Annotated in this window: 28 protein-coding genes; 13 read left to right on the top strand and 15 right to left on the bottom strand. The window is 70.2% G+C overall.

The window, feature by feature from the left end:
* Positions 1-86 precede the first annotated feature (86 nt).
* The gene (locus AWC24_RS16360; protein ID WP_085086680.1) at positions 87-779 is read left to right on the top strand and encodes an iron-dependent transcriptional repressor DtxR; all 693 of its coding nucleotides are present in this window, start codon (positions 87-89) and stop codon (positions 777-779) included.
* A 67-nt stretch (positions 780-846) separates the two neighbouring features.
* Here AWC24_RS16360 and AWC24_RS16355 read toward each other — a convergent pair whose 3' ends face one another.
* Positions 847-1,905 carry a DUF4192 domain-containing protein gene (locus tag AWC24_RS16355; protein ID WP_085087137.1) on the bottom strand — a complete coding sequence of 353 codons (1,059 nt, stop codon included), beginning with the start codon at positions 1,903-1,905 and terminating at the stop codon, positions 847-849.
* Between the two features lie 286 nt (positions 1,906-2,191).
* Between AWC24_RS16355 and AWC24_RS16350 the strand changes: the two genes are divergently transcribed.
* Positions 2,192-3,175: a proteasome assembly chaperone family protein gene (locus AWC24_RS16350; protein ID WP_085087135.1), complete on the top strand. Its 984-nt coding sequence runs from the start codon at positions 2,192-2,194 to the stop codon at positions 3,173-3,175.
* Positions 3,176-3,183: 8 nt separating this feature from the next.
* Here AWC24_RS16350 and AWC24_RS16345 read toward each other — a convergent pair whose 3' ends face one another.
* From AWC24_RS16345 to AWC24_RS16335, 3 genes are all read right to left on the bottom strand, one after another.
* The gene (locus AWC24_RS16345; RefSeq protein WP_085086678.1) at positions 3,184-3,669 is read right to left on the bottom strand and encodes a peroxynitrite isomerase; all 486 of its coding nucleotides are present in this window, start codon (positions 3,667-3,669) and stop codon (positions 3,184-3,186) included.
* Between the two features lie 36 nt (positions 3,670-3,705).
* On the bottom strand, positions 3,706-4,170 hold the full coding sequence (nrdR, locus tag AWC24_RS16340) for a transcriptional regulator NrdR (protein WP_085086676.1): 465 nt from the start codon (positions 4,168-4,170) through the stop codon (positions 3,706-3,708).
* Positions 4,171-4,318: 148 nt separating this feature from the next.
* Positions 4,319-4,819, bottom strand: coding sequence for a LysM peptidoglycan-binding domain-containing protein (locus AWC24_RS16335; protein WP_085086675.1), 501 nt, complete (start codon positions 4,817-4,819; stop codon positions 4,319-4,321).
* A gap of 212 nt (positions 4,820-5,031) precedes the next feature.
* Here AWC24_RS16335 and lexA point away from each other — a divergent pair, with 212 nt between their 5' ends.
* On the top strand, positions 5,032-5,715 hold the full coding sequence (gene lexA, locus AWC24_RS16330) for a transcriptional repressor LexA (protein WP_085086672.1): 684 nt from the start codon (positions 5,032-5,034) through the stop codon (positions 5,713-5,715).
* Between the two features lie 16 nt (positions 5,716-5,731).
* Here the strand turns inward: lexA and folE are convergent, their stop codons facing one another.
* Positions 5,732-6,337: a GTP cyclohydrolase I FolE gene (folE, locus tag AWC24_RS16325; protein ID WP_085086670.1), complete on the bottom strand. Its 606-nt coding sequence runs from the start codon at positions 6,335-6,337 to the stop codon at positions 5,732-5,734.
* A gap of 89 nt (positions 6,338-6,426) precedes the next feature.
* On the opposite strand from folE, the gene AWC24_RS16320 reads away from it, so the two are divergent.
* The 3 genes from AWC24_RS16320 to AWC24_RS16310 are packed head-to-tail and all read left to right on the top strand — an operon-like array spanning position 6,427 to position 8,556.
* On the top strand, positions 6,427-7,101 hold the full coding sequence (locus AWC24_RS16320; protein ID WP_085086668.1) for a helix-turn-helix transcriptional regulator: 675 nt from the start codon (positions 6,427-6,429) through the stop codon (positions 7,099-7,101).
* Positions 7,098-8,081 (top strand): NAD(P)H-dependent flavin oxidoreductase, encoded by a 984-nt coding sequence (locus AWC24_RS16315; protein WP_085086665.1) that lies wholly within the window; start codon positions 7,098-7,100, stop codon positions 8,079-8,081. Before AWC24_RS16320 ends, AWC24_RS16315 begins: the two co-directional genes overlap by 4 nt.
* 22 nt (positions 8,082-8,103) lie before the next feature.
* Positions 8,104-8,556 carry a nuclear transport factor 2 family protein gene (locus tag AWC24_RS16310; RefSeq protein WP_085086663.1) on the top strand — a complete coding sequence of 151 codons (453 nt, stop codon included), beginning with the start codon at positions 8,104-8,106 and terminating at the stop codon, positions 8,554-8,556.
* Here the strand turns inward: AWC24_RS16310 and AWC24_RS16305 are convergent, their stop codons facing one another.
* The 8 genes from AWC24_RS16305 to AWC24_RS16275 all read right to left on the bottom strand — a co-directional run bounded on the left by AWC24_RS16305 (position 8,557) and on the right by AWC24_RS16275 (position 18,313).
* On the bottom strand, positions 8,557-10,521 hold the full coding sequence (locus AWC24_RS16305; protein ID WP_407663416.1) for an LGFP repeat-containing protein: 1,965 nt from the start codon (positions 10,519-10,521) through the stop codon (positions 8,557-8,559).
* Positions 10,522-10,717: 196 nt separating this feature from the next.
* Positions 10,718-11,878 carry an acyl-CoA dehydrogenase family protein gene (locus tag AWC24_RS16300; protein WP_085086658.1) on the bottom strand — a complete coding sequence of 387 codons (1,161 nt, stop codon included), beginning with the start codon at positions 11,876-11,878 and terminating at the stop codon, positions 10,718-10,720.
* Positions 11,879-11,971: 93 nt separating this feature from the next.
* Positions 11,972-13,318, bottom strand: a complete 1,347-nt coding sequence (locus AWC24_RS16295; protein WP_085086655.1) for a DEAD/DEAH box helicase — start codon at positions 13,316-13,318, stop codon at positions 11,972-11,974.
* Between the two features lie 213 nt (positions 13,319-13,531).
* On the bottom strand, positions 13,532-14,932 hold the full coding sequence (hflX, locus tag AWC24_RS16290) for a GTPase HflX (protein WP_085087133.1): 1,401 nt from the start codon (positions 14,930-14,932) through the stop codon (positions 13,532-13,534).
* Positions 14,929-15,795 (bottom strand): diaminopimelate epimerase, encoded by an 867-nt coding sequence (dapF, locus tag AWC24_RS16285; RefSeq protein WP_085086653.1) that lies wholly within the window; start codon positions 15,793-15,795, stop codon positions 14,929-14,931. The genes hflX and dapF overlap by 4 nt, the downstream gene beginning before the upstream one ends.
* A 4-nt stretch (positions 15,796-15,799) precedes the next feature.
* Positions 15,800-16,720 (bottom strand): tRNA (adenosine(37)-N6)-dimethylallyltransferase MiaA, encoded by a 921-nt coding sequence (gene miaA, locus AWC24_RS16280; protein WP_085086651.1) that lies wholly within the window; start codon positions 16,718-16,720, stop codon positions 15,800-15,802.
* Complete coding sequence (locus AWC24_RS21885) at positions 16,717-17,385, bottom strand: class III extradiol ring-cleavage dioxygenase family protein (protein WP_109560509.1); 669 nt, start codon at positions 17,383-17,385, stop codon at positions 16,717-16,719. Before AWC24_RS21885 ends, miaA begins: the two co-directional genes overlap by 4 nt.
* A 10-nt stretch (positions 17,386-17,395) precedes the next feature.
* The gene (locus tag AWC24_RS16275; protein WP_109560508.1) at positions 17,396-18,313 is read right to left on the bottom strand and encodes a DMT family transporter; all 918 of its coding nucleotides are present in this window, start codon (positions 18,311-18,313) and stop codon (positions 17,396-17,398) included.
* A 183-nt stretch (positions 18,314-18,496) separates the two neighbouring features.
* Between AWC24_RS16275 and AWC24_RS16270 the strand changes: the two genes are divergently transcribed.
* The 3 genes from AWC24_RS16270 (at position 18,497) to AWC24_RS16260 (ending at position 21,075) form a co-directional block, all read left to right on the top strand.
* Positions 18,497-19,828: a DUF349 domain-containing protein gene (locus tag AWC24_RS16270; protein ID WP_085086649.1), complete on the top strand. Its 1,332-nt coding sequence runs from the start codon at positions 18,497-18,499 to the stop codon at positions 19,826-19,828.
* Positions 19,829-19,903: 75 nt separating this feature from the next.
* The gene (locus AWC24_RS16265) at positions 19,904-20,362 is read left to right on the top strand and encodes an SRPBCC family protein (protein ID WP_085086648.1); all 459 of its coding nucleotides are present in this window, start codon (positions 19,904-19,906) and stop codon (positions 20,360-20,362) included.
* On the top strand, positions 20,335-21,075 hold the full coding sequence (locus AWC24_RS16260; RefSeq protein ID WP_085086646.1) for a phosphodiesterase: 741 nt from the start codon (positions 20,335-20,337) through the stop codon (positions 21,073-21,075). Before AWC24_RS16265 ends, AWC24_RS16260 begins: the two co-directional genes overlap by 28 nt.
* Here AWC24_RS16260 and AWC24_RS16255 read toward each other — a convergent pair.
* Both AWC24_RS16255 and miaB read right to left on the bottom strand, forming a co-directional pair.
* A complete protein-coding gene (locus AWC24_RS16255; RefSeq protein ID WP_085086644.1) occupies positions 21,041-21,637 on the bottom strand; it encodes an Rv2732c family membrane protein in 597 nt (198 codons plus the stop codon). The genes AWC24_RS16260 and AWC24_RS16255 overlap by 35 nt on opposite strands.
* The gene (gene miaB / locus AWC24_RS16250) at positions 21,634-23,100 is read right to left on the bottom strand and encodes a tRNA (N6-isopentenyl adenosine(37)-C2)-methylthiotransferase MiaB (RefSeq protein WP_163705316.1); all 1,467 of its coding nucleotides are present in this window, start codon (positions 23,098-23,100) and stop codon (positions 21,634-21,636) included. The genes AWC24_RS16255 and miaB overlap by 4 nt, the downstream gene beginning before the upstream one ends.
* 98 nt (positions 23,101-23,198) lie before the next feature.
* Between miaB and AWC24_RS16245 the strand changes: the two genes are divergently transcribed.
* The 4 genes from AWC24_RS16245 to AWC24_RS16230 are packed head-to-tail and all read left to right on the top strand — an operon-like array spanning position 23,199 to position 26,333.
* Entirely contained in the window at positions 23,199-23,957 is a 759-nt protein-coding gene (locus AWC24_RS16245; RefSeq protein ID WP_085086642.1) for an amino acid ABC transporter ATP-binding protein, read from the top strand.
* Positions 23,957-24,778, top strand: coding sequence for a glutamate ABC transporter substrate-binding protein (locus AWC24_RS16240; protein ID WP_109560507.1), 822 nt, complete (start codon positions 23,957-23,959; stop codon positions 24,776-24,778). Before AWC24_RS16245 ends, AWC24_RS16240 begins: the two co-directional genes overlap by 1 nt.
* Positions 24,775-25,452 (top strand): amino acid ABC transporter permease, encoded by a 678-nt coding sequence (locus AWC24_RS16235; RefSeq protein WP_085086640.1) that lies wholly within the window; start codon positions 24,775-24,777, stop codon positions 25,450-25,452. Before AWC24_RS16240 ends, AWC24_RS16235 begins: the two co-directional genes overlap by 4 nt.
* On the top strand, positions 25,449-26,333 hold the full coding sequence (locus AWC24_RS16230) for an amino acid ABC transporter permease (RefSeq protein WP_085086638.1): 885 nt from the start codon (positions 25,449-25,451) through the stop codon (positions 26,331-26,333). The genes AWC24_RS16235 and AWC24_RS16230 overlap by 4 nt, the downstream gene beginning before the upstream one ends.
* The last annotated feature ends 18 nt before the right edge of the window (positions 26,334-26,351 follow it).

Here is a 26,351-nt window from a genome sequence, read left to right as displayed (position 1 = left end):
GCGTAGCCCTCGGGCCGGTCAGCTATCGATGGCGCTGACCAGGCGGCGGACCGCCAAGTAGACTCACGGCGACGGGAAGGTGCCACATGAATGAGTTGGTTGATACCACCGAGATGTACCTCAGGACGATCTATGACCTTGAGGAAGAGGGTGTCACCCCGCTGCGTGCTCGGATCGCCGAGCGGCTGGAGCAAAGTGGCCCGACCGTCAGCCAGACGGTGTCCCGGATGGAACGCGACGGCCTGCTGCGGGTGGCCGGTGACCGTCACCTCGAACTCACCGAGAAGGGCCGTGCCCTGGCGGTCTCGGTGATGCGCAAGCACCGGCTGGCCGAGCGACTGCTGGTCGACATCATCGGGCTGCCGCTGGAGGAGGTGCACGCCGAGGCCTGCCGTTGGGAGCACGTGATGAGCGAGGACGTCGAGCGCCGTCTGGTCAAGGTGCTCGAGAACCCGACGACCTCACCGTTCGGCAACCCGATCCCCGGTCTGCTGGACCTCGGTTTCGGCTCGGAGGGCGGGGCGCGGGAGACCGACCTGGTGCGGTTGACCGAGCTGCCGGCCGGCTCGCCGGTGGCCGTGGTGGTGCGCCAGCTCACCGAACATGTGCAGGGTGACATCGACTTGATCACCCGGCTGAAGGAAGCCGGTGTGGTGCCGAATGCCCGGGTGACCGTCGAGGCCGACGTGGAGGACGGCGTGACGATCGTCATGCCCGGTCACACCGATGTCAGCCTGCCGTATGCGATGGCGCACGCTGTCAAGGTCCAGAAGGTCTGACCGGGCGGGCTCATGCGGCGGTCCCAGCGTCGCTTCTCCTCCGTCGAACCTCGCTGAACCGCCGGGATCAGCCGGCCCGTCGACCGAAACCCTGCCGCTGCGGCAGCACCACCCCGAGCCGGCCGGCCAGCCGGTAACCGGTGTCGGCCAGCCCGCGGATCCGGTCCGGCCGCAAGCCCGACTGCAGCGCCGTGTCGAGCAGACCCGCCATCCGATGGTCCGGCGTGCAGCGCAATGCGGCCTCCAGCGATACCCCGGCCAGCGGTCCGTCACCGCGCGCATAGGCGCTGAACGCCAGCAGCACCAGCGCGTCGGCCCGCCACGGCTCGGGCAGCGTGCGGGCCAGTATCGACCACAGTGTCTCCGCGTCGGCGGCGTGCTCGCTGATCGCCAATGCGCACAGCGTGTCCCGGACCAGCACGTCGGTCAGCGAGCAACCCAGCCGGGCCAGCTCCGGTTCGCTCGGCTCTCGGCCGGCGGCCAGCGCGGCGACCGCCTCCAGCATCTGCTCGACGTCACGGCGGGCCCGGCCACGCCCGTCGGCTTGGTCCGCGGCCGCCCGGTCTGCCGCATCATCGTCGATCAGCACTGCCACCGCGGCACTGCGCTTCGCGTCGTCGGGGGTGATCACCGCCTGCAGATCCGCCCGACGCCGGTAGAGCCGCCGGCCCTCCAACACCGCGGCAGCGGCCAGCGGAGAGGCCGCCGGGTCATCGACCGGGCCGCCCGCGCCGCAGCCGTCGACGCAGTGCCAGCGCCCGCCGTGCGCCACCCGGTCCACGACGTGCGCGGCGAGCAGCGCGATGTCGTTGCGCGACAACTCCTGCGCCAGGGTGTCGACCAGTCGGCGGTGCTCGTCGTTGCAGATCGGGCAGCACGCGCCTGCCGCGTCGACGATCACCACGATGGCCCCGGCCGGGGCGGCGGCCGCCGCGACATCGGCGAGGTGGCCGACGGTGTCGCCGGTGTTCTCGGACAGGTCGACCCGCAGCACCGAGCCCAACTCGCCGCCGTCGACCGACACCAGGATCAAGGATTTCTCCGGCACGAAGCCGAGGATGGCCGGCAGCGCCGCGATCAGCGCTGCGGGACGATTCAGGGTGAATTCGGGTTGCTTGGTCGTCATGGCAGCAACGTTGACGACACCCACCGTCATCGGGGCGCGCCCACTCGGCGTCGACGGCCGCATTGTGGATGAACCGGCAACTGTGAGCCGACTGCCGCTGGGGGTGTGCGCAGCCGCCGAGGCGGGAATTCCTCGTTTAGCGAACTCCGATCCCGTCGGGGAATGGGGCCGGGGCGACGGTGCGTTTTCCATGACATCCGCGCATCGTTTTCCGGTGCGGCCCGACGTGGGGGAAAATGAACAGCGCGATCCGCATCGAGATCCGCACGACGAGGAGGCGAAGGCAATGGCCGAGCATCCGGACACCGGCTCCGACCGGGACCGGCACTACCAGGCCCAGCAGGGCGGCATGTACGAGTTGGAGGTTCCGGCACCGCAGCTGACCTCGCCGGACGGCGCGGGCCCGGTCCTGATCCACGCGTTGGAGGGTTTCTCCGACGCCGGCCATGCGATCCGGCTGGCAACCGGCCACCTCAAGACCGCCCTCGACAGTGAACTGGTGGCGTCGTTTGCCATCGACGACCTGCTCGACTACCGGTCCCGCCGGCCGGTGATGACGTTCAAGACCGACCACTTCACCCACTACGCCGAACCCGAGCTGAGCCTGTACGCGTTGCGTGACAGCGCGGGGACGCCGTTTCTGCTGCTGGCCGGCATGGAACCGGACCTCAAGTGGGAGCGGTTCATCACCGCGGTCCGGTTGCTGGCCGAGCGACTCGGCGTGCGGCGGACCATCGGGCTGGGCACCATCCCGATGGCGGTCCCGCACACCCGCCCGGTGACGCTGACGGCGCACTCCAACAAGCGTGAGCTGATCGCCGACTTCACTCCGTGGATCACCGAGGTGCAGGTCCCGGGCAGTGCGTCCAACCTGTTGGAGTACCGGATGTCCCAGCACGGCCACGAGGTGGTCGGGTTCACCGTGCACGTGCCGCACTATGTGTCACAGACCGACTACCCGGAGGCCGCCGAGGCACTGCTGAGGCAGGCGGCCCAGACCGGCTCGTTGCAGCTGCCGCTGTCCGAACTCAGTCGGTCCGCGGCCGACATCCGGGCCAAGATCGACGAGCAGGTCGAGGCGAGCACCGAGGTGGCACAAGTGGTGACCGCACTGGAACGCCAGTACGACGCCTTCATCGCCGCCCAGGAGAACCGCTCACTGCTGGCCCGCGACGAGGATCTGCCCAGCGCCGACGAACTCGGCGCCGAGTTCGAACGGTTCCTGGCCCAGGAGGCCAGGAAGGACCGCGGCGACGACGGCGCCCCCTGACAGGGGGCCTATCCCGTTCGCCGCAGTGCGGCGGTGAGATGGTTCTGCGCCGGCTGGCCGACAGCTCCCATGGCCAGGGTGTAGGACAATTCGTCGCCTGTGAGTCGGTAGTGGCGGCTCAGCGCCGTCACCTCCTTGGCGGTGGGAGCCAGCCCGATCGTCGGTGCCGTCATCTCGAGTTCGATCCCGTTCGCGCTCACGGTGTAGCTGCCAACTTCGATCTCGGTGATCCCGCTCGGGTGCGCCAGCACCCACTCGATCCGGCCCGGCTGCGGCACCCGGAGATAGCCGGTTTCAGCGTGCAGCGGCAGCCCGTCGACCGCTGACCTGGTCTTCTGACCGTAGACCAGAAACGGTTTGCCGACCTGGGAGAAGACCACCTCTTCGAGATAGTCGAACGAGGCGATGGTGGGATACACGCCGCGGCCCCGGCCGGACCAGGTGCCCAGCAGCGGTGCCAGCTCCACAAGGTTCGGGTGCAGCTCGGGTGCCATGTGGCCAGCGTAGTGCGCACTGCGGCGCCGCGAGCCTCAACCGGTGGTGGGCACCTCGCGGTGCTCGCGCAGCGCTTCGATCTCCCGCTCGAAGTCAGCCGCCGACGAAAACGAGCGGTACACCGAGGCGAAGCGCAGGTAGGCCACTTCATCGAGTTCGCGCAGCGGACCCAGAATCGCCAGTCCCACCTCGTGACTGGGGATCTCCGGCGAACCCGCCGCCCGCACCGCGTCCTCTACCTGCTGGGCCAGCAGATTCAGTGCGTCGTCGTCCACCTGGCGGCCCTGACATGCCCGGCGCACCCCGCTGATCACCTTCTCGCGACTGAACGGCTCGGTCACACCGCTGCGTTTGACCACGGCCAGCACCGCGGTCTCTACGGTGGAGAAGCGCCGCCCGCATTCCGGGCAGGACCGACGGCGGCGGATGGCCTGGCCTTCGTCGGTTTCGCGGGAATCCACCACCCGGGAGTCTGGATGGCGACAAAACGGGCAATGCATGGCCGCTCCTTCGCCGTGCCGAGAGCCGGGCACCTGCAAGCGTTGAGGCGACTCCGGCCACTGGGACAACTGTGAGCGTACCTGCGCGACTACCGGGCGGCGCGCCGTGCTGGCCGCCGGCCGCGACCGGGCAGACATCGACGGCCGCTCAGCCGATCGGCGCGATCAGCGTCTGGCCGGCATCCAGCGCCGCCGACTCGAGGCTGTTGAGCTCGCGGATCCGGTCGACGACCTGACTGGTCGGCGCGTCGGGCGCGACCCGGACCGCCAGGTGCTGCAGGGTCTCGCCGCTCTGCACCCGCACCACACCCAGCTCGCCGGGGACCGCGGACCCGCCTTCGGCCATCGTCGCGCCGAACTGGGCGATGAGGCCGAGCCACACCGTGATTCCCGCAGCGATCAGGGCGAGCACCACGGTCGTCGCAGGCGTGATCGGTTTGGTGGGCCGGGGACGGTGCGCTGCACGCGACATCAGCACACCGGTGCCGCTATGCGACAGCGGCGCGCCGTCCGGCCGCGACCGCACCACCCGCGCGGGGCGGGTGTGAACCGCGTGCGCCCGCCCTGACGTGACGGGGCGGCGCCGCGGCCCGACCGGTGCGCGCTCGGCCGGGTCGAACGTCGGAGCGAACGTGTCGATGAGCATCATGTGCGGTTCTCCCTCACTCGGCGTCGGCGACCCTGTTCGCTCGACTGTTCGAATCCTAATCGATTGTATGTTCGATATCCGAACATGTGATCGATTCGTTGTCGAAAACATTAGCGAAGCAGTCCGACAGGTGGCCGGCCGTTCGAACGTGCGCCCGACACACCTCGAACACATGTTTGATTAATGTCGGGAAGACGACTAGATTCGCCCCTATGAGCGACAGCAGCAAGACCGCGCCAGCGCCCGACTCAACGCTTACCGCCCGCCAGCGCACCATTCTGAACGTCATCCGCGCCTCGGTGAGCGAGCGGGGCTACCCGCCGAGCATCCGCGAGATCGGCGACGCCGTCGGCCTGACCTCGACGTCCTCGGTGGCCCACCAGTTGCGCACGCTCGAGCGCAAGGGCTATCTGCGCCGTGATCCCAATCGGCCCCGCGCCGTCGACATCCGCGGCCCCGAGGAGTCGGCCGGCTCCCACGCAGCGCCGCGGAGCGATGTCGCCGGGTCGGATGCGCTGCCCGAGCCCACGTTCGTTCCGGTGCTCGGCCGGATCGCGGCCGGTGGTCCGATCCTGGCCGAGGAGGCGGTCGAGGACGTCTTCCCGCTCCCCCGCGAGTTGGTGGGCGAAGGCGAGCTGTTCCTGCTCAAGGTGGTCGGTGAGTCGATGGTGGACGCCGCGATCTGCGACGGCGACTGGGTGGTGGTACGCCAGCAGAACGTCGCCGACAACGGCGACATCGTGGCCGCGATGATCGACGGCGAGGCCACCGTCAAGACCTTCAAACGCACCGGCGGTCAGGTCTGGCTGATGCCGCACAACCCGGTTTTCGACCCGATCCCCGGCAACGACGCAGTGGTGCTGGGCAAGGTCGTCACCGTCATCCGCAAGGTCTGACAGGGCGATTCGCCGGCTAGCGGGTGTCGCCGATGCCGGCCAGGGCGAAGAACTCCCGGCGCGAACATGCATCGGTTCGCAGCGCGCCCGACAGGGTCGAGGTGACGGTCGTGGACCCGCTGGCCCGCACACCGCGCAACGTCATGCAGGTGTGCTCGGCGCGGATCACCACCCCGACGGCACGCGGCTGCAGATGCTCGGTGAGCCAGTCGGCCACCTGCTTGGTGAGCCGTTCCTGCACCTGCGGCCGGCACGCGACGTAGTCGACCACCCGGGCCAGCTTGGACAGGCCCAGGATCCGGTCACCGGGCAGGTAGCCGACACAGGCGGTGCCGGTGAACGGCAACAGATGGTGCTCGCAGACCGACCGGAACGGGATGTCGCGGACCAGCACCAGCTCGTCGTAGCCCTCCTCGTTCGGGAAGGTGGTGGCTTCGAAGGGCGTCGGGGTGAACATCTCGGCGTAGGCCCGCGCCATCCGGCGTGGCGTGTCCCGAAGCGCGTCACCGGCGGTCGAGATGCCCAGCGCGTGCAGCAGTGCCGCGGCGGCCCGCTCGGCGGCCTCGAGGTCGGGCACCGGCCGATCGACGGCTCGCAGGTCGGCGTAGACGGCTACCGACATCTCGATCCCCCTATCGACAGTCATCGTTGCGTTCAGATTGGCGGCGTCCGACCCTATTTGTCAATTATTTTTGGTGTTACATTGGGTCGATGAGCTCCTCTCACCGCGGCGGCCCGGATCCGCTGACCGGGTTGAGCAGTCTGGACGACCCGGTACGGCAGCGCCTGTATCACTACGTCGCGTCGTGCGACGAACCGGTGGCCCGCGAGCAGGCCGCCACCGCCGCCGGGATCAGCCGCACCCTGGCCGCCTATCACCTCGACAAACTGGCCGAAGCGGGGATCCTGTCGGTGAGCTACGCGCGGCCCGCCGGCCGCTCCGGGCCCGGCGCCGGGCGCCCTGCCAAGCGCTACGCGCGCACCCGGGACGAGCTGTCGGTGAGCGTGCCGCCCCGCAACTACCGGCTGCTGGCCGACCTGCTGGTCACCGCCATGGCCGATGACCACGCCGGGACGGTGCGCCCGGCGATCTCGGCGGCGGCACGCCGGGCCGGCCGGGCCGGGGCGGCCGAACACGGCGTCTTCGAGGCCCTCCGGGAGTTCGGCTACGAGCCGGTGGTCAACGACGCCGACGACATCGAACTGCGCAACTGCCCGTTCGAACTACTGGCACGCCGCTACACCGAAGCGGTGTGCGGTCTGAACCTGCAACTGATCGAGGGCATGCTGGAAGGCGCCGGCGAACCGCCGCGGCGGGCCAAGCTGACCCCGTCCGAGCGGCGGTGCTGTGTCACCGTCCGAGCACCGGGGCGCGGGTACCGGTGAGCCTGCTGGAGGCGCTGGGACTGAGCGCCCCTGTCATGCAGGCCGGAATGGGCGGCGGGGTGGCAGGCGCGGAGCTGGCGGCCGCGGTGTCGGCGGCCGGCGGCCTGGGCACCGTCGGGCTGAGCGATCCGCGCAGCTTCGCTATCGAGCTGCGCCGCGCCGTGGAACTGGCCGGTGGGCGCCCGGTGGCCGCCAATCTGCTGGTGCCGTTCGTCCGCCGGGCCCACATCGACGCCTGCATCGCGGCCGGCGCCGCCCTGGTGGTGTTTCACGACGGCGCTCCCGCCCGCTGGATCGCCGCGCTGCGGACCGCGCGAATCCCGGTGCTGTGCACCGCCGGTGACGTCGCCCAGACCCGCCGGGCACTGGCTGCCGGCGCTGACGGTCTGGTGGCGCAGGGCGTCGAGGCCGGCGGCCACCTGGTGGCCGACCGACCGCTCACCGTGACGTTGGCCGAGGTGCTCGACGCCGCGGACGGCGCCCCGGTGCTGGCCGCCGGCGGGGTCGCCGACGCCGACGACGTCCGCGCCCTGCTGGCCGCCGGGGCCGCCGGGGCGGTGGCCGGAACCCGCTTTCTGCTCACCGAGGAGTCGCGCGCCCATACCGGCTACAAACAGAAGGTGCTGAACGCGCAGCGCACCATCCGCACGATGCTGTTCGGGCTGGGCTGGCCGCTGGCCCACCGGGTCGTTCCGAATGCCCTCACCGAACGCTGGTGTGCGCGAGACGAACTCGGCCCGCCCGCGGTGCGGGCATTCAACCGGATCGGAGCGCCACTGGGACGGCTGATCCCGGTGGGCGCGCTGGGGACGGTCCTGGCCGCGCAGCGGAGGGCCGTGCCGCTCTACACCCCGGGGTTGCCCTTGGCCGGCATGGACCCGGCCGTCGTCGACCGGTCCGCGCTCTACGCCGGCGAGACCAGCCGCCGAATCCATGACATCGTTCCGGCAGCCGAAGCACTGGCACGGCTGACGCCGTAGGGAATCACCAAGGGAGGTCGCCATGTTCGGCCCGTGTCCACCTTTCGATGCCGAGTCGGCGGTCCGTAAGGTCCAAGCCGCCGAAGACGCCTGGAACAGCCGGGACCCCGAACGGGTGACGCAGGCCTACACCGACGACTCGGTATGGCGTAACCGCGACGAGTTTCTCACCGGGCGTGCCGAGATCGTCGCGTTCCTACGGCGCAAGTGGGCCCGTGAACGCGACTACGCCCTGCGCAAGGAGCTGTGGTGCCACCACGGCAACCGGATCGCGGTGCGCTACCAGTACGAGAGCCGTGACGCGACCGGCCAGTGGTGGCGCAGTTACGGCAACGAACTGTGGGAGTTCGCCGACGACGGCCGGATGAGCCGCCGCGAGTCCAGCATCGACGACATCGCCATCAGCGAAGATCAACGACGGATCTTCGGGCCCCGCACCGACGGTGAACGGCACACACCACTGCCGCTGCGGTGATCAGCCGGCCTTGGTGAACCCGTTGAGCCGGGCCGCCTCCTCGGTGGCGAACCAGATCTCGGCGAGGGTGTCGTCATACAGCGCGTTCTGCGGCGTGTAGTAGAGCCCCGAGCCGATGTTCGCCTTGATCGGGTAGCCGTCCGGTTGCTGGTAGGGGTCGTCCAGCGGCAGGTGCATCACCGGGTGCGCCGACTCCCCGGCACCGAAGCTGCGCTGACCCGAGCCGAAGCCACGCGGTTGCGCCGCGGAGCCGAACGCGCCCGACTCCGTGCCCGACGCCGCGTGTCCCACCGCGTGCCGTCCGGTTCCCAGGTCGTCCTCGGTCACCACCCGGGTCGGCGCGGTGTCGGCGTCGTCATCGTCGTCGAGCTCGGCTTCGTCGTGCAGGCCGGCGTCGCCTTCGCTGTAGCGCAGCCAGGGCGCCTCCGGCAGCGGCTGACCGGGCACCTCGGCCTCGGGTGTCGCACCGAACGACGACGAGCTGCCGTAGCGGCTCGGCAGCCGGACGGTGCCCTCGTGGTCCGGCTGTTCGTGGTGCGCCCACTGCTCTTCATCGTCGTCGTAGTCGTCGCTGACCGGCGCGGGCACCGCGACCGGCGGCCGTGCGGGCGTCGGAGCCGGCCGGCGCCGCTGCCACCACATCGCCGCGCCCGCCAGCGCCCCCAGCACCGCCAGCACCGCGACCGGGATCAGCACCCACAACCAGTTCCAGTGCGTCTCCGTGCCGGTGCGGGGGGTGGCCACCGTGCTGCCGTCCGGCAGGTTCATCCCGGGGATCTGCAGGCCCGACAGCGCTGGCGCCAGATCGGCCGGTTCGGTGCTGAAGGCGTTGTTCGCCTGGTTCCACGACACGGTCCCGCCGGTGAACTTCTGCGAGACCAGGTCCCCGTCGACGGTCTGGTCGCCCACCGGGGCGCCGAGCTGTCCTGAGGCGCCGTCGAGCTTGTCCCAGGCGGCCTTCATCGCGCTGCGAACCACGAAGGCGCCGTTGTCGGGGCTGAAGAAGATCACCGGGTCGTCGTCGGCGGCGAACGATGCGAACTTGCTGCCGGCGATGGCACCGTCGGCCGTGCCGGTGATCGGGAAGCCCAGATCGCTGCCGGCCGGACCGCCCAGCGACTCGTATTTGGCCAGGACGTCGCCTTCCAGCGCGTCGGCCCCGGTGGCCGGCGAGAAGTAGATCTTGCCCCGATCGAAATCCTGGCCCGCGCCGTCGCTGCCGATCACGTACTGGTCGCCCTGCTTGGCCCCGAGCGAACCCGATGCGCCGCCGGCGGCGCGCCACGCGTGGTCGATGGCCGCGGTCGGGTCGAGCTGAACCTGCAGATCGGCCAGCTGGGCCGCCAACTCCGGGGGCACCGTGGTGAACGTTCTGGCCGCGCCGTCGAAGGACAGTGCGCCGGCGCTGAACCTCTGGGACACCACCGCGCCGTCGTAGTTCTCGTCGTCGACCGGCACCCCGAGCGCGCCGGTGGAGCTGCCCAGCTTGTCCCAGGCGGCGTTCATCGGGCCACGCACCACGTGGGCGCCGTGCTCGGCCGTCCAGTAGATGACCGGGTTGTCGGCGCCGGACAAGATGGCCACCCGGCTGTCGGGCACCAGGCCCGGCACCTCATCGCTGCTGGGGAAACCAAGGCCGCCGGTCGCCGCCCCACCCATCGACTCGTACTTCTCGAGGATCGCGCCATACAGCGCTTTGGCCCCGGTCTCCGGCGTGAAGAAGACCGTGCCCCCGGCGAAGTCCTGCGCGAACCCGGCACCGGCCGGGTGCACGTCACCCTTGGGCGGGCCCAGCGGCGAACCGTCACCCCCGGCCGCCTGCCATGCCGCCGTGATGGCGTCGTGAGCTTCGCTGTCGGGCGTTGCCGCCGCGGTCTGCATCGACAACAGCACGGTGACCGTCGCCGCGAGGCAGAGCGCCATGCGCACCGCCGTCTTGCCGAACCGATCTCTCCGACTAGTCACCAGCCCTCCCAGGCACCGCAATCGACGCAATTGTTTCCGGCATAAACCTTCCCGCAATCGACCCGTATTGCGAAGCAAAGTCATCGATATTGCGGAAACAGATACCCACCCGATGCCGAAAAGTTGCCAACCCGCACGGTGACGACGAGGCTCTGATCGCGACTGAACACGCAGGTCAGGGCCTCGCCAGCCGGAATCAAACGCCCAGACTCCGACCGATGATCTCCTTCATGATCTCGGTGGTGCCGCCGTAGATGGTCTGCACCCGCGCGTCCAGGTAGGCCCGGGCGATCGGGTATTCGCGCATGTAGCCGTAGCCGCCGTGCAGTTGCAGGCACCGGTCGATCAGGTGCACCTGCTTCTCGGTGCTGTACCACTTGGCCATCGCGGCCTGTTCCACCGTCAGCTCCTTGTCCAGGTGCAGGCGGATGAACTCGTCGACCATCATCCGCACCACGGTGGACTCGGTGGCCAGCTCGGCGAGCAGGAACCGGCTGTTCTGGAAGCTGCCGATCGGCTTACCGAACGCCTTGCGCTCCTTGGTGTAGGTGATCGTCTGCTCCAACGTGGCCTCCATCGCCGCGGCGGCCATGATCGCGATCGAGATCCGCTCCTGCGGCAGGTTCTGCATCAGGTAGATGAAGCCCATCCCCTCCTGACCCAGCAGGTTCTCCACCGGCACGTGCACGTCGGTGAACGACAGCTCGGCGGTGTCCTGGGCGTCCAGTCCGATCTTGTCCAGGTGGCGTCCGCGCTCGAAGCCCGCCATGCCGCGTTCCACCACCAATAAACTGAACCCTTGAGCCCCTTTTTCAGCGTCGGTCTGGGCGACCACGATCACCAGGTCGGAGTGGATGCCGTTGGTGATGAAGGTCTTGGAGCCGTTGAGCACGTAGTGGTCGCCCTGGCGGACCGCGCGGGTCTTGATGCCCTGCAGGTCACTGCCGGTGCCCGGCTCGGTCATCGCGATAGCGGTGATCAGTTCGCCGGTGCAGAACTTGGGCAGCCAGCGCTGCTTCTGCTCCTCGTTGCACAGCTCCAGCAGGTAGGGGGCGCAGACGTCGTTGTGCAGGCTGAAGCCGATGCCGCTGTACCGGCCGGCGGTGGTCTCCTCGGTGATGATGGTGTTGTAACGGAAGTCCGGGTTGCCGCCGCCGCCGTACTCCTCCGGCACCGCCATGCCCAGAAAGCCCTGCTTGCCGGCCTCGAGCCACACCGAGCGGTCGACGATCTTGGCCTTCTCCCACTCCTCGTGGTGCGGCGCGACGTGGCGGTCCAGAAACGCCCGGTAGGACTCCCGGAACAGCTCGTGCTCGGGCTCGAACAGGGTTCGCTGGTACTTGACTGCGGCGCTCATCGCCTGACCTCCGGGATCGACGGAAACTTTCCGACGACAATAGACCAACCGGATGGTTGGGCGAAGTCGTGGCCCGGTCCTTGCCGAAGGCCGCTACCTCGCCGCTCGCCGGGCGGTGCCCCGCTGCCGGCGCCGGGCGGCGGCCTGCGGAGCCTGCTGGTGGGCGGCGCCGTCGCTGCGACGGCGCCGCCGGGGAGCTCCCGGGCGGCCGGTCCGGGCAGCGGCGGCCTTGGCGCGAGCCGGCGGCGCGGTTGTCGGCGGCGGGAGCACCCGCAGCGGCGCGATCTCCCCCACCAGCGCGCGCACCGGCGCGGAGTCGGCCGCCACCTGTTGCGGGGCAACCGTGATACCGGCCCTGCGCAGTAACACCTGGGTCTCGCGGCGCTGCTCGGGCAGCACCACCGTGACGACGTCACCGGCGCTGCCGGCCCGCGCCGTGCGGCCGGAACGGTGCAGGTAGGCCTTGTGCTCGGCGGGCGGGTCGACATGCACCACCAGTTCGACCTCGTCGACGTGAACGCCGCGCGCGGCGATGTCAGTGGCCACCAGGACGCGGACATCGCCACCGGTGAAGGCGGCGAGATTGCGTTCGCGGGCCGGCTGGGACAGATTGCCGTGCAGGTCGACCGAGGGAACGCCGGACTCGGTCAGCTGCCGGGCCAGCTTGCGGGCCTGATGCTTGGTGCGCAAGAACAGGATTCGCCGCCCGGTGCCCGACGCCAGCAGCTGCACCAAGTCCTTCTTGTCCTGTGCTCCGGCGACATGGAAGACATGGTGGGTCATCGCCGGCGGCGGCGCGTCGAGTTCGTCGACCGAGTGCGAGACCGGATTGCGCAGGAAGCGCCGCACCAGCTTGTCCACGCCGTTGTCGAGCGTCGCCGAGAACAACAGTCGCTGACCGGTTTCGGCGGTGGCGGCCAGGATGCGGGTTACCCCGGGCAGAAAGCCCAGGTCCGCCATGTGGTCGGCCTCATCGAGCACGCTGATCCGCACCGCGTCCAGCGTGATCAGCCGCTGCGTCATCAGGTCCTCGAGCCGGCCCGGGCAGGCCACCACGATGTCGACACCCGCGTTGAGGGCGGCCACCTGCCGGTTCTGCGATACGCCGCCGAACACGGTGGTGACCTTCAGCCCGGCGGCGGCCGCCAGCGGTTCCAACGTCGCGGCGATCTGGGTGGCCAGTTCCCGGGTGGGCGCCAGCACCAGGCCGCTCGGCCGTGCGCGATGACGCTTCTCGCCGGTCAGCCTCGCCACCAGCGGCAGCGAGAACGCCAATGTCTTACCGCTGCCGGTCTTGCCGCGACCGAGCACGTCACGGCCGGCCAGGCTGTCGGGCAGGGTTGCGACCTGAATGGGGAACGGCTCGGTGATGCCGCGGTCGGCGAGCACCCCGGCAAGAGCGGTGGACACGCCGAGTTCGGCGAATGAATCGATGGTCATGACATGCCTTTCCGGCATCGGCCGTGACGCAGGGGCACCACGACGGCACCGATCTGTCTGCAACACGGGGGTTGGCGAGATTGCCCGTTGGCAATAGCGATCGCCGCGAGAAGAGCTTCGCACGCCAGCTGATTCGGCACTGTCGGCCGCGAAGGCGGTGAGTAGGCGTTCCACGACGCGTGGACAGCAGCCTATCGCACCGGTGACCCGATGCTAAATCGCGGCGAACTCGGCCAGGCTGGCCGCCAGCGCCGCCGGCACCCGCGCCCGGATGCGGGTGCCGCCCTCGCCGTGCTCGGCTTGGGTGACCCGGCCCTGTTCATGTACCCGAGCCACCAAATCGCCACGTTCGTAAGGGATGACCACATCCACCGCGGTGTCCACCGGCGCCACCAGCTGCCCCATCCGGCGGCGCAGCGCCTCGATACCGTCGCCGGTGTGCGCGGAGACGAACACCGCGTCCGGCAGCGCTCGACGCAACTGGGCCAGTGCCAGGTCCCCGGCGGCGTCGATCTTGTTGACCACCAACAGTTCCGGAGCCGGCTTGGCGTCCCGCTCGGCGACCACCTCGGAGATCACCTGACGCACCGCGCTGATCTGGGCCAGCGGCGCGGGATCGGCGCCGTCGACCACATGCAGCAACAGGTCGGCGTCGGCGACCTCCTCCAGCGTGGACCGGAACGCCTCCACCAACTGGGTGGGCAGATGCCGTACGAATCCGACGGTGTCGGTGAGCACGAACGGCCTGTCGTCCTCGAAATACCCACGGCGCGTAGTGGGTTCCAGCGTGGCGAACAGCGCGTCCTGCACCAGCACCCCGGCGCCGGTCAGCGCGTTGAGCAGACTGGACTTGCCGGCGTTGGTGTAGCCCACGATCGCAACGGAGGGAACGGCACTGTGCAGGCGCCTGCTGCGCTGGGTGTCGCGCACCTGCTTCATCGCCTTGATCTCGCGGCGTAACTTGGCCATTCGCTCCCGGATCCGTCGCCGGTCGGTCTCGATCTTGGTCTCACCGGGGCCGCGCAGCCCCACCCCGCCGCCGCTGCCGCCGGCCCGGCCGCCGGCCTGCCGCGACATCGACTCGCCCCAGCCGCGCAGCCGGGGCAGCATGTACTGCATCTGCGCCAGCGCCACCTGCGCTTTACCCTCGGCGCTGGTGGCGTGCTGGGCGAAGATGTCCAGGATCAGCGCGGTGCGGTCGATCACCTTGACCTTGACCGCTTTCTCCAGCGCGGTCAGCTGTGCCGGGGACAGCTCACCGTCACAGATGACGGTGTCGGCGCCGGTGGCCAACACCACCTCACGTAGCTCGACGGCCTTGCCGGAGCCGATGTAGGTCGACGGGTCGGGCCGGTCGCGGCGCTGGATCAGTGCCTCGAGCACCTGCGAGCCGGCGGTCTCGGCCAGCGCCGCCAACTCCACCATGCTGGCGTCGGCCTCGGCGGCACTGCCCTCGGTCCACACCCCGACCAGCACCACCCGTTCGAGGCGCAGTTGGCGGTATTCGACCTCGGAGACGTCGGCGAGTTCGGTGGACAGCCCCACGACCCGGCGCAGCGCCGAGCGGTCGTCGAGGGCAAGTTCACCGGTGCTGGGAAGCTCGGGATGACTCACTGCGCCGACCACCAGCCCGCCGCGATGTCGCCGCGGGCCACCAGCTCCGATGGGCCTCGCAGATAGCTGGTGGCCTCGGTGACGGTGACGCGGACCTGCCCGCCCGGGATGTCGACCCGCAGCGTGCCGGTCGACGCGCCGGCGTCGGCGAGCGCGGCCACCGCCGCGGCCACCGTGCCGGTGCCGCACGAGCGAGTCTCACCGACCCCACGCTCGTGCACGCGCATCGACACCGCGCCGTCACGCGCGGCGGTCAGCACTTCGACGTTCACCCCGTTCGGGAACTGCCCGCGGTCGAAACTGACCGGTGCGGCCACGTCCAGGGCGGCCAGCCCGGCGACCGACAGTGCCGGATCCACGCACGCCAGATGCGGATTGCCGACGTCGACGGCCAGCCCGGCGAATCGCCGGCCGCCGACCACCGCCTCGCCCGGGCCCAGCGTATTGGCCTTGCCCATGTCGACGGTGACCTCGGCGCGCACGTCGTCGGTGTGATGCACGGCGATCGGCCGCGGCCCGGCCAGCGAACCGACGACGAACTCGTCGCGGGTTTCCAGGCCGGCCGCCCGCAGGTAGTGGGCGAAGACCCGGACTCCGTTGCCGCACATCTCGGCCACCGAGCCGTCGGCGTTGCGGTAGTCCATGAACCAGTCGCCGGCCGACACCCCCTCGGGCAACTTGTCGAGCACGCCTGCGGCGGCCGCGGCCCCGGCCGTGGTCACGCGCAACACTCCGTCGGCGCCCAGGCCGCGGCGGCGGTCGCACAACGCGCTCACCGCGGCGGCCGTCAGGTCCAGTTCCACCCCCAGGTCCGGCAACACGACGAAGTCGTTCTGGGTGCCGTGGCCCTTGGCGAAAAGCATGTGCTCAGGATACGTGCCGCCACGCGGCCAGTGCCGCGTCGAGCAGTCCGCCGGCGGCGCTGTCCAACCATTCGATGCGGTGGTCGCGACGGAACCAGGACCGCTGCCGGCGCACGTAGCGGCGGGTGCCGATGAAGGTCGGCTCGCGGGCGCCGGAACCGTCGCCGCCCGCGTCGAGGTCCGCGATCACCTGGGCATAGCCCAGCGCCCGGGCGGCGGTGACCCCGTCGCGCAACCCGGCCCCCAGCAGCCCCACCACCTCCGCGACCAGGCCGCGGGCGAACATCGTCTCGGTCCGGGCGGCCAGCCGTTCGTCGAGAAGTGCGGTGTCGCAGTCCAATCCGATGATCGCGGTGTCCCAGCGGGGGGCGCCGATGGTGGGCGCGGAGGCGGCGAACGGCCGGCCGGTCAGCTCCACGACTTCCAGCGCCCGCACGATGCGCCTGCCGTCGGTGGGCAGGATCGCCGCTGCCGCCGCCGGGTCGGCGACGGCCAGCTCGGCATGCAGCACCGCCACGCCGAGGTCGGCCAGCCGCTGCTCGTAGCGGGCCCGCACCGCCGGATCGGTGGCCGGAAAGGACCAGTCGTCGAGCAGCGCCTGCAGGTAGAGCATCGATCCCCCGACGATGATCGGCACCGCGCCGCGGTTCATGATCGCCTCGACGTCCGCGGCGGCGTCCTGCTGGTAGCGGGCGACCGTCGCGGTCTCGGTGACGTCGAGGACGTCGAGCCGGTGGTGCGGGATGCCGCGTCGCTCCCCCGGCGACAGCTTGGCGGTGCCGATGTCCATGCCGCGGTAGAGCTGCATGGCGTCGGCGTTGACAACTTCAGCTGATCCCCCCGACTTTCCCAGGCCATCGGCCAAATCCAGCGCGAGCTGCGACTTGCCGGTACCGGTCGGCCCGACGACCGCGATCGGCCTCACGGCTCCCAGACCCCGACGAAGTAGCCCACCCCGTAGGGGGCGTCGCGATAGAGCTGGGTGGCGGTACGCGGCCGGCGCCCGACCAGGCCGGCCAGCGCCGCGAACGCCGCCCGACCCACGACCTGCGGTGGCAACGCCGTCAGGGCGGCGACGTCGCCGCCGGCCAGCGCGTCGTCGAGGGCACGCTGGATCTCGACGTCGGCGGGGTGATGTCCGCCCGGGGCCGCCGCGGTCAAGGTGTTGGCCCCGTCGGCCAGCACCAGCACCCCGATCGGCTCCGGTGACTGCTCGATCTCGGCACGCAGCCGTCGGCCGGCGGTCAGCGCGGTCGCGGGTTCGGCGACGGCGTGCACCACCACGTCGGCGTCCGGCCGCAGCTGCCCGCGCACCCAGCCGGCGACCAGGGCACATAACGGCAGGTCGGCCCGCCGCTCGGCGCCCGGCGACAGGCGCACGGTGACGTCGGCGCCGAATCCCGCGAAACCGCCGGCACTGTCGGGCCCGAATACTCCCTCGGCTCCGGCGCCCAGGGCCACCCAGCGCGGCGGCAGCACCTCGGCGGCGGCCAGCGCCGCGGCCCGCAGTTCGGTGGCCTCGGGGGCACTACCGGCCAGTTCGGGCACCGAAACCGGCGCCGACGGCATGATCGCGATCGGTCCCAGCACGAGACCCCGGCTAGCTCGTCGGTGACGCCACCGGTGATTCCCGGTCTGCGCCTCCGGCATCAGCGACGATGGTGGCGGCCTCGCCCCGGGCCAAGGCCGCCGTCGCGATGATGATCAGCACCACCCCGATGATCACCGCGGCGTCCTCGACCCCGCCGGCCTGAATGTGCTCGTTGAGCAGCAGCACGCCCAGCGCACTGGCCACCAGGGGTTTGGCCACGATCATCGTCGGCATCGATGCCGTCAAGGCGCCGGCCCGGAACGCCGATTGCTGGAAGATCATCCCGGCCAACGTCGCGGCCAGCCAGGGCACCACCACGGGCGACTCCAGCGCGTCTTCCAGACCCTCGGCTTTGATCAGCTCCACGAGCACTTTCGTCAGCAACGCGAACACCGCCAGCGAGGTACCGGCCACCACGGCCAGCAGCACCGCGGCGGCCGGCCGGCCCCGGAGTCGGCGGGCAGCCACCACGCAGGCCAGCAACAACGTGACCACCACCACCGACACCGTGATCCAGGTCCGCGCCGGCGCATGCTGCTTGCCCTCGGTCGGGTCGCCGACGATCACCACCACCGCCAGCGCCGCGGCCAGCAGCACCGCCCACATCCACTCCCAATTGGTGACCCGGCGATGGGTCAACCAGGCGTACATCGGTAATGCGAACAACAGCGCGGTCACCTGCAGACCGGTCACCAGGATCACCGAACCCACCGCCAACGCCAACGCCTGCAGCGCGTAGTTGGCCACCGCCGCGGCCCCGCCGCCCCACCAGCGCGCGTCGCGCAGCGACAACCAGAACAGCTGTAGGTGCCCGACCTGCTGGTCGGTGATCTCCTGGGCGGACCGCTGGCGGATCACATCGCCGATCGCGGACGCCAGCGCGGCGCACAGCGCGAGCAGCGCCGCGATGACATTTCCTGTCGACATGGCCCCTCCCTCAACCGCGCAAGAATACCCGCCGGCCGCGGATCCGCCCGGTCGCCGCCGAGTTGCCGGTACAGCACGGCGGTTAACTGCTTGAATACTCTTGGATACGTCTAGGTAGATCGAAGGCGCCGCGGTGCGCGGCAGACGCGCGGGTTGACCGCGAAGGGTTAGGTGACGACAGCGATGACCATCGACAGCGGTTCATCCGCCCCCATCCCCCGCCCGGGTCCGCGACCGGGGCCCCGACCCGGCCCGAAGCCCGGGGTCCGGCCCGCCCCGGCCGTCGCCGGGCCTCCCAGCGCTGATCCGCATCGCTTCGGGCGGGTCGACGACGACGGCACGGTGTGGCTGGTCACCGCGGCCGGCGAGCGACAGATCGGCTCGTGGCAGGCCGGTGACCCCGAGGCCGCGTTCGCGCACTTCGGCCGGCGCTTCGATGATCTGAGCACCGAGGTCACCCTGCTCGAGGAACGACTGGCCTCCGGGAGCGGCGACGCGCGCAAGATCAAGGCCTCGGCAGCGGCGCTGGCCGAGTCGTTGCCCACCGCGAATGTGCTCGGCGATGTCGATGCGCTGGCGGCCCGGGTCACCGCGGTCCGCGAGCGCGCCGATGCCGTCGCCGCGGCGAACCGGGCGCAGCGCGACGAGCAGCGGGCCGCGGCGACCGCCCGCAAAGAGGCACTTGCCGCCGAGGCCGAGGAGCTGGCCGCGAACTCCACGCAGTGGAAGGCCGCCGGCGACCGGCTGCGGACCATCCTCGAGGAGTGGCGCACGATCACCGGCCTGGACCGTAAGACCGATGACGCCCTGTGGAAGCGTTATGCCGCGGCCCGGGACGGCTTCAACCGGCGGCGCGGTTCGCACTTCGCCGACCTGGATCGCGGGCGGGCGGGGGCGCGCGAGGACAAGGAACGGTTGTGCAAGCGGGCCGAGGAGCTGGCCGGCTCGACCGACTGGGCGGCGACCAGTGCCACATTCCGGGAACTGCTCACCACCTGGAAGGCGGCCGGGCGGGCGTCCAAGGACGCCGACGAGGCGTTGTGGCAGCGGTTCAAGGCCGCCCAGGACACCTTCTTCAGCGCTCGCAACGCCGCCAACGCCGAACGCGACGCCGAACTGGTGGCCAATGCCACCGCGAAGGAGGCGCTGCTGGCCGACGCCGAGCGGATCGACCCGGCCAGCCAGAATGCGGCGCGCACCGCGCTGCGCTCGATCGTGAACAAGTGGGACGAGATCGGCAAGGTCCCCCGGGAGCGCTCCGCCGAACTGGAGCGGCGCCTGCGTGCCGTGGAGAAGAAGCTCCGCGACGCCGGCGCGGCCGCCGACGCCTCCGGCGTGGATCCGGAAGCGCAGGCCCGCGCCGCCCAGTTCCGTACCCGCGCTGAGCAATTCGAACGCCAAGCACAGAAGGCACAGGCGGCCGGCCGTGACAAGGACGCCGCGGAGGCCAGCGCCAACGCCGAACAGTGGCGGCAATGGGCCCAGGCCGCAGAGCAGGCGCTCACCCGGCGCTGACCGGGCGATGTTTGGCGGCCGGGCAGGCCGGGTTAACCCCTTTGGTGACAACGACCATCTCACCTGGGGGGAAGTATGGCCAGCAATATCACCGCCGCTCTCGACGTCAAGCGGCCGATCCGGACGGTTTACAACCAATGGACCCAGTTCGAGTCGTTCCCGCAGTTCATGGAGGGTGTCGAGCGCATCGAACAGCGCGACGACACCCACCTGCACTGGACGATCAAGGTGGGGCCCGCGACGCGTGAGTTCGACGCCACCATCACCGAGCAACACCCCGAGGAACGGGTGGCCTGGCGCTCCGACACCGGTCCCCGTCACGGCGGCGTGGTCACGTTCCACAAGATCGATGAGGACACCACCCGGGTGACCACCCAGATGGACATCGACCCCGACGGCGTCGTGGAGAACGTCGCCGACAAACTCAACATCCTCGACCACCGGGTCCACTCGGATCTGCAGCGGTTCAAGGACTTCATCGAGAACCAACCCGCGGAGACCGGCGCGTGGCGCGGAGACGTGCCGCGACGCTGACCGGCCCCGCCGCGCGGGTGTTCCGCTGGGGGGCCGCCGCGCGGCGCCGTCGGGTGTTCCATCCGTCCGGCGTCCTGGCGACCGGCTTCCTGGACCGCCTCGCACCGGCCGACGAGGGTCTGCCGCTGGCGTCCTCAGCCGTGGTCGCTCGCATCTCCAAGGCGGCGGGCACTCCGGGCACCGCACCCGACGCCGTCGGATTGGCCCTGCGGGTGCCCTCTCCGCAACACGGTCAGGACTGCTGGGACATCCTCTTGGTGTCGGCGGGTTCGGGGGTGTTGGGCCGCATGCTGGGGTTGCGCCCCGTGCTGTCATGGACGGCGGTGACCATGACCACGCTCATGCCGCTGGGCTATCGGGACGGCACGTGGTGGCTGCGCGCCCGATTGGTCACCCCGGTCCACGGCTACGGATTGGCGCTGCGCAGCATGCGACGCGAGATCGAGCGGGGCCGGGTCTGCTTCGAACTCGACCAGGCCCTCGGCACGGGGGGCTTTCGGCCACTGGCCGATCTGGTGCTCACCGCCCCGGGCCGGTGCCGCGGGGCGGCGGGCGCCGATGTGTCATTCGACCCGATCGTGAACACCGCGCCGGGGGTGGTGCTGCGGCCCCGGTGGCTGGCGGAACTACGCGCCCAGGCCTATCGGGGAAGCCGCGACGGCAGGGGGGCTCCGGCGGTCACTGCCCGGGCGGGCGGTCCTCCGGACGATTGATGTCGTCCAACACACTTCGGGGCGGGCGCTGCGCGGTGCGTCGGCGGCGCTCCTCCTCGGCGGCCAGTTGCACCGCGGTGCGCGCCCACACCAGTCGAGCCCAGTGAAACGTCAGCACGATCACCGTGACCCAGGACAGGATGAGCCCGAAGCCGGGACCCGGATGGCCCTGCATCACCGTCTGCCGCGACCATACGGCCAGCAGCCCGGCCACGCTGGCCACCGCCGAGCCAGCCAGCGCCACCCAGGCCACCGTCCAGCGCCGGGTCAGCAACGCCAGCATCGAGAACCCGGCCCCGAACACCAGCGCCAGCCACATGAACAGCTGCGACGGCAGCGTCACGAGCGCTTCGCCGGAACCGTTGGACGCGAACAACACATCCCAGCCCCGCACGGTTCCGGTGTGCGGCAGCAGAAACGACGCCAACAGCACGAACACCGCGATCGCGACGACCAGTCCCCTACCGCCGGGGTCGATTTCGCTGGCAACGCGCCGCTCGGCGGCCTCGATGTCGGCCCGGTAGGCCTCGAAGTCGTCCGGGCTCGGGCTGGGACCGCTCATCGCGCCGCCCCCGGCATCTTCGGCATGCCCAGACCGACACCGGGCGGGGGGCCGGCCGCGATGTCACCCGCTCGGGTGCGGCGGTGACTGTGCAGCGGAGCGTCAGCCAGCAAATGATGTGGCGCGGCGCCGGTCACCGTCGTGGTCACCACGTCACCGGGACGCACATCGGCTCCGCCCGGCACGAAGTGCACCAACCGGCCGTCGCGGGCCCGACCGCTCATCCGCGCCGTCTGGGCGTCCTTGCGGCCCTCCCCGACCGCGACCAGCACCTCCACGGTGCGCCCGACCTGTGCCCGGTTCTCGGCCAGTGAGATCTCCTCCTGGAGGTCCACCAAGCGGTCGTAGCGTTGCTGGACAACCTCTTTGGGCAGCTGCTCCGGTAGTTCCGCGGCCGGTGTCCCGGGACGCTTGGAGTATTGGAAGGTGAATGCGGCGGCGAATCGGGCGGCCCGTACCACCTCGAGGGTGTCGTCGAAATCCCGTTCGGTCTCGCCCGGGAACCCGACGATCAGGTCGGTGGTGATCGCCGCGTCCGGGATGGCGGCTCGCACCCGGTCGAGAATCCCCAGATAGCGCTCGGCGCGGTAGGAGCGGCGCATCGCCCGCAGCACCACATCGGAGCCGGATTGCAGCGGCATGTGCAGCGTGGGACACACGTTGCGGGTCTGCGCCATCGCCTCGATGACGTCGTCGGTGAACTCGGCCGGGTGCGGAGAGGTGAACCGGACCCGCTCCAGTCCGTCGATGTCCCCGCAGGCCCGCAGCAGCGATGCGAACGCCCCTCGGTCGCGCGGCAGTTCCGGGTCGGCGAACGAGACGCCGTAGGCGTTGACGTTCTGGCCCAGCAGCGTCACCTCGAGAACGCCCTGATCGGCAAGCGCCCGCACTTCGGCGAGGATGTCATCGGGGCTGCGGTCGACTTCGCGGCCCCGCAGCGACGGCACGATGCAGAACGTGCAGCTGTTGTTGCAGCCGACGGAGATGGAAACCCAGGCCGCGTAGGCCGATTCCCGCGCGGCCGGCAGCGACGACGGGAATTCCCGCAGCGACTCGACGATCTCGACCTGCGCCTGACGGTTGTGGCGGGCCCGTTCCAGCAGCACCGGCAGCGAGCCCAGGTTGTGGGTGCCGAACACCACGTCCACCCACGGCGCCCGGCTCAGCACGCCGTCCTTGTCCTTCTGGGCCAGGCAGCCGCCGACGGCGATCTGCATGTCGGGGTTGTTGCGCTTGTTCGGCGCCAGGTGGCTCAGGTTGCCGTAGAGCTTGTTGTCGGCGTTCTCCCGCACCGCGCAGGTGTTGAAGACCACCAGGTCGGCGTCGGTGCCGGCGGCGGCGCGGCGGTAACCGGCCTGTTCGAGCATGCCGGCGATGCGTTCGGAGTCGTGAACATTCATCTGGCAGCCGTAGGTGCGTACCTCATAGGTGCGTAGCTGTTCGGAAATCACCGGCGAACTCACCCGGACTATGCTACGGCTGTCGGCGTCGGCCGGACCGATCGGATCGACCCACGGCTGGGGATACAACCGCGAACACCGCATCGGTAGGGTCGGGTGCCATGACCAGCGGCGGGCCGGATCCCGTGCCGATGATCGCCATCCGGGACGTCAACAAGTACTTCGGCGACCTGCATGTGCTCTGCGACATCAACCTCGACGTCGCGCGCGGCGACGTGGTGGCGATCCTCGGTCCGTCGGGCTCGGGCAAGTCCACCCTGTGCCGCACCATCAACCGACTTGAGACCATCGACTCGGGCACCATCACCGTCGACGGCGAGCCGTTGCCGGCCGAGGGCGCGCCACTGGCCCGGCTGCGGGCGCAGGTCGGGATGGTGTTCCAGTCGTTCAACCTGTTTCCGCACAAGACCGTCCTCGACAACGTCACACTGGCACCGATGAAGGTGCACAAGACCCCGCGGGCGCAGGCGCAGCGGCGGGCGATGGCACTGCTGGAACGGGTCGGGGTGGCCGATCAGGCCCGCAAACACCCCGCTCAACTGTCCGGCGGGCAGCAGCAGCGGGTGGCGATCGCCCGTTCCCTGGCGATGGACCCGAAGGTGATGCTGTTCGACGAGCCGACCAGTGCGCTCGACCCGGAGATGATCAGCGAGGTGCTGGCGGTGATGAGTTCACTGGCCGACGACGGGATGACCATGGTGGTGGTGACCCACGAGATGGGCTTCGCTCGCCGCGCCGCCGATCGGGTGGTCTTCATGGCCGACGGGACGATCGTCGAGGACGCCCCGCCGGCGGAGTTCTTCGGCAAGCCGAAGTCCGCGCGCGCCAAAGACTTTCTCGCCCGGGTCCTCGACCACTGATGCGGGTTCGGCGGCTGTTGCACCGGCTGGCGCGGCTTTGTGCCGTGACGGCAGCGGGGTCCGCCGTGGCTGCGCTCGCCGCGGCGTGCACGCCCCACGACAGCGGCAAGATCACCATCGGTGTCAAGTTCGACCAGCCCGGGTTGAGTGTCAAAAGACCCGACGGCACACTCGGCGGGTTCGACGTCGACGTGGCCCGCTACGTCGCCGGGCGGTTGGGCTACCCGGCTGAGCGCATCGCCTGGCTCGAAGCGCCGTCCGGGCAACGCGAGATGCTGCTGCGCAACGGTCAGGTGGACTATGTGGTGGCCACCTATTCGATCACCGATTCGCGGCTGGAGAAGGTCGACTTCGCCGGGCCCTACCTGCTGGCCGGGCAGTCGCTGTTGGTGCGGGCCGACAACACCGACATCACCGGCACAGCGTCGCTGCAACGCCACAAGAAGCTGTGTTCGGTGTCGGGATCCACTCCCGCCCAACGCATCAAGGACCGCTATCCCGGGGTGCAGCTGCAGCGCTACGACACCTACTCGGCGTGCGTGGAAGCCCTGCGCAACGGCGCCATCGACGCGGTGACCACCGATGACGTGATCCTGGCCGGCTATGCCGCCCAGAGCCCCGGTGCTTTCAAGCTGGTCGGCGAACGATTCTCGCAGGAGGAGTACGGGATCGGGGTGCGCAAGGGCAACGACGGTCTGCGGCACCGCATCAACGACGCCATCGAACAGATGGAGCGCGACGGCTCGTGGCGGGCGGCGTTCGTCGACAACTTCGGCGCCGCCGGGTTCGCGGTGCCCGATCCCCCGCCGGTCGCGCGATGATGTTCGCCGAGTACCGGGGCCAGATCGTCGAGGCGTTCACCGTCACCGTCGAGTTGGCAGTGCTGTCGGGCGGGCTGGCGTTGCTGCTGGGCACCGGGCTGGCGGCGATGCGGCTGGCTCCGGTTCCGGCGCTGCGGTGGCTGGGTGCGGCCTATGTACACCTGGTGCGCAACACCCCGTTGACCCTGCTGTTGCTGCTGTGCTCGTTCGGCCTGGCCCAGACGCTGGGAGTGACGCTCACCGATGCGCATTCGCCGACGTCGATCGACGACAGCAATTTTCGGCTGGCGGTGCTCGGGTTGGGCGTGTACACGGCGTCGTTCGTGTGTGAGGCGTTACGTTCGGGCGTCAACACGGTCGGGATCGGCCAGGCCGAGGCCGCCCGGTCACTGGGGCTCAGCTTCGGCCAGAATCTACGGATCATCTTGTTGCCTCAGGCTTTTCGGGCGGTGATCATCCCGCTGGGATCGGTGTTGATCGCGTTGACGAAGAACACCACGCTGGCCTCGGCGATCGGGGTCGCCGAGGCGGCGCTGCTGATGAAGACGATGACCGAGAACACCGCGGCGCTGATGGCGGTGGGTGGGATCTTCGCGGCCGGTTTCGTCGTGCTCACCCTGCCGCTGGGGCTGCTGTTCGGGTATCTGGGCCGCCGTTGGGCGGTGTCGCGATGAGGTCGGCGGCGGGCGCAACCGTGCTGTTCGACGCACCCGGGCCGCGGGCCCGCGTCCGCCACCACGCCATATCGGTGGCGACCGTGCTGATCGTGGCATTGCTGGGCTGGCTGGTGTATTCGCGGCTGTCGGCCAAGGGCCAGTTGGCCGCGGAGAAGTGGACACCGTTTTTGACCGCCGACCTGTGGCGGACCTACGTGTTGCCCGGGGTGACCGGCACGCTGACCGCGGCCGCGTGGGCCATCGGGCTGGCCTTGGTGCTGGGTGTCGGCCTCGGTGTCGGCCGACTGTCGAGCATCCGGCCGGTCCGCTGGTGCTGCGGGGTGCTGGTGGAGTTCTTCCGGGCGATCCCGGTGCTGATCATGATGATCTTCGCTTACTTCATCTACGGCGTGCTCAATGCGTTTCCGCCGCAGCAGATCGCGCTGGCCGGGGTGGTGACCGGCCTGACGCTGTACAACGGCGCCGTCATCGCCGAGATCGTGCGGGCCGGGGTGCACGCCCTGCCCCGCGGGCAGTCCGAGGCGGCCGCCGCTTTGGGGCTGAGCTGGGGCCGCTCGATGCGGCTGGTGCTGCTGCCGCAGGCCGTCACCGCGATGCTGCCGGTGCTGGTCTCGCAGCTGGTGGTGGCGCTGAAGGACACCGCGATCGGCTACCAGATCACGTTCGTGGAGATGGTCCGCCAGGGCACGGTGGTCGGGTCCCAATACAGCAATTACCTGCCCGCCCTGCTGGTGATCGCGGCGTTGATGATCAGCGGAAACCTGGCGCTGTCGGCGGGTGCCACCGCGCTGGAGCGCCGGCTGCGCCGCTCCCGCCGGTCGCCGTTGGAGGCGGCCACGATCGAACCGGAGGGTACTCCCGGAGCCCAGGTCGTATAGCCCCTGCACCGGCCCGGT

The sequence above is a fragment of the Mycolicibacter senuensis genome (assembly GCF_002101885.1).
Lineage (GTDB): Bacteria > Actinomycetota > Actinomycetes > Mycobacteriales > Mycobacteriaceae > Mycobacterium > Mycobacterium senuense.
This window is presented reverse-complemented; position numbering and strand designations above follow the sequence as displayed.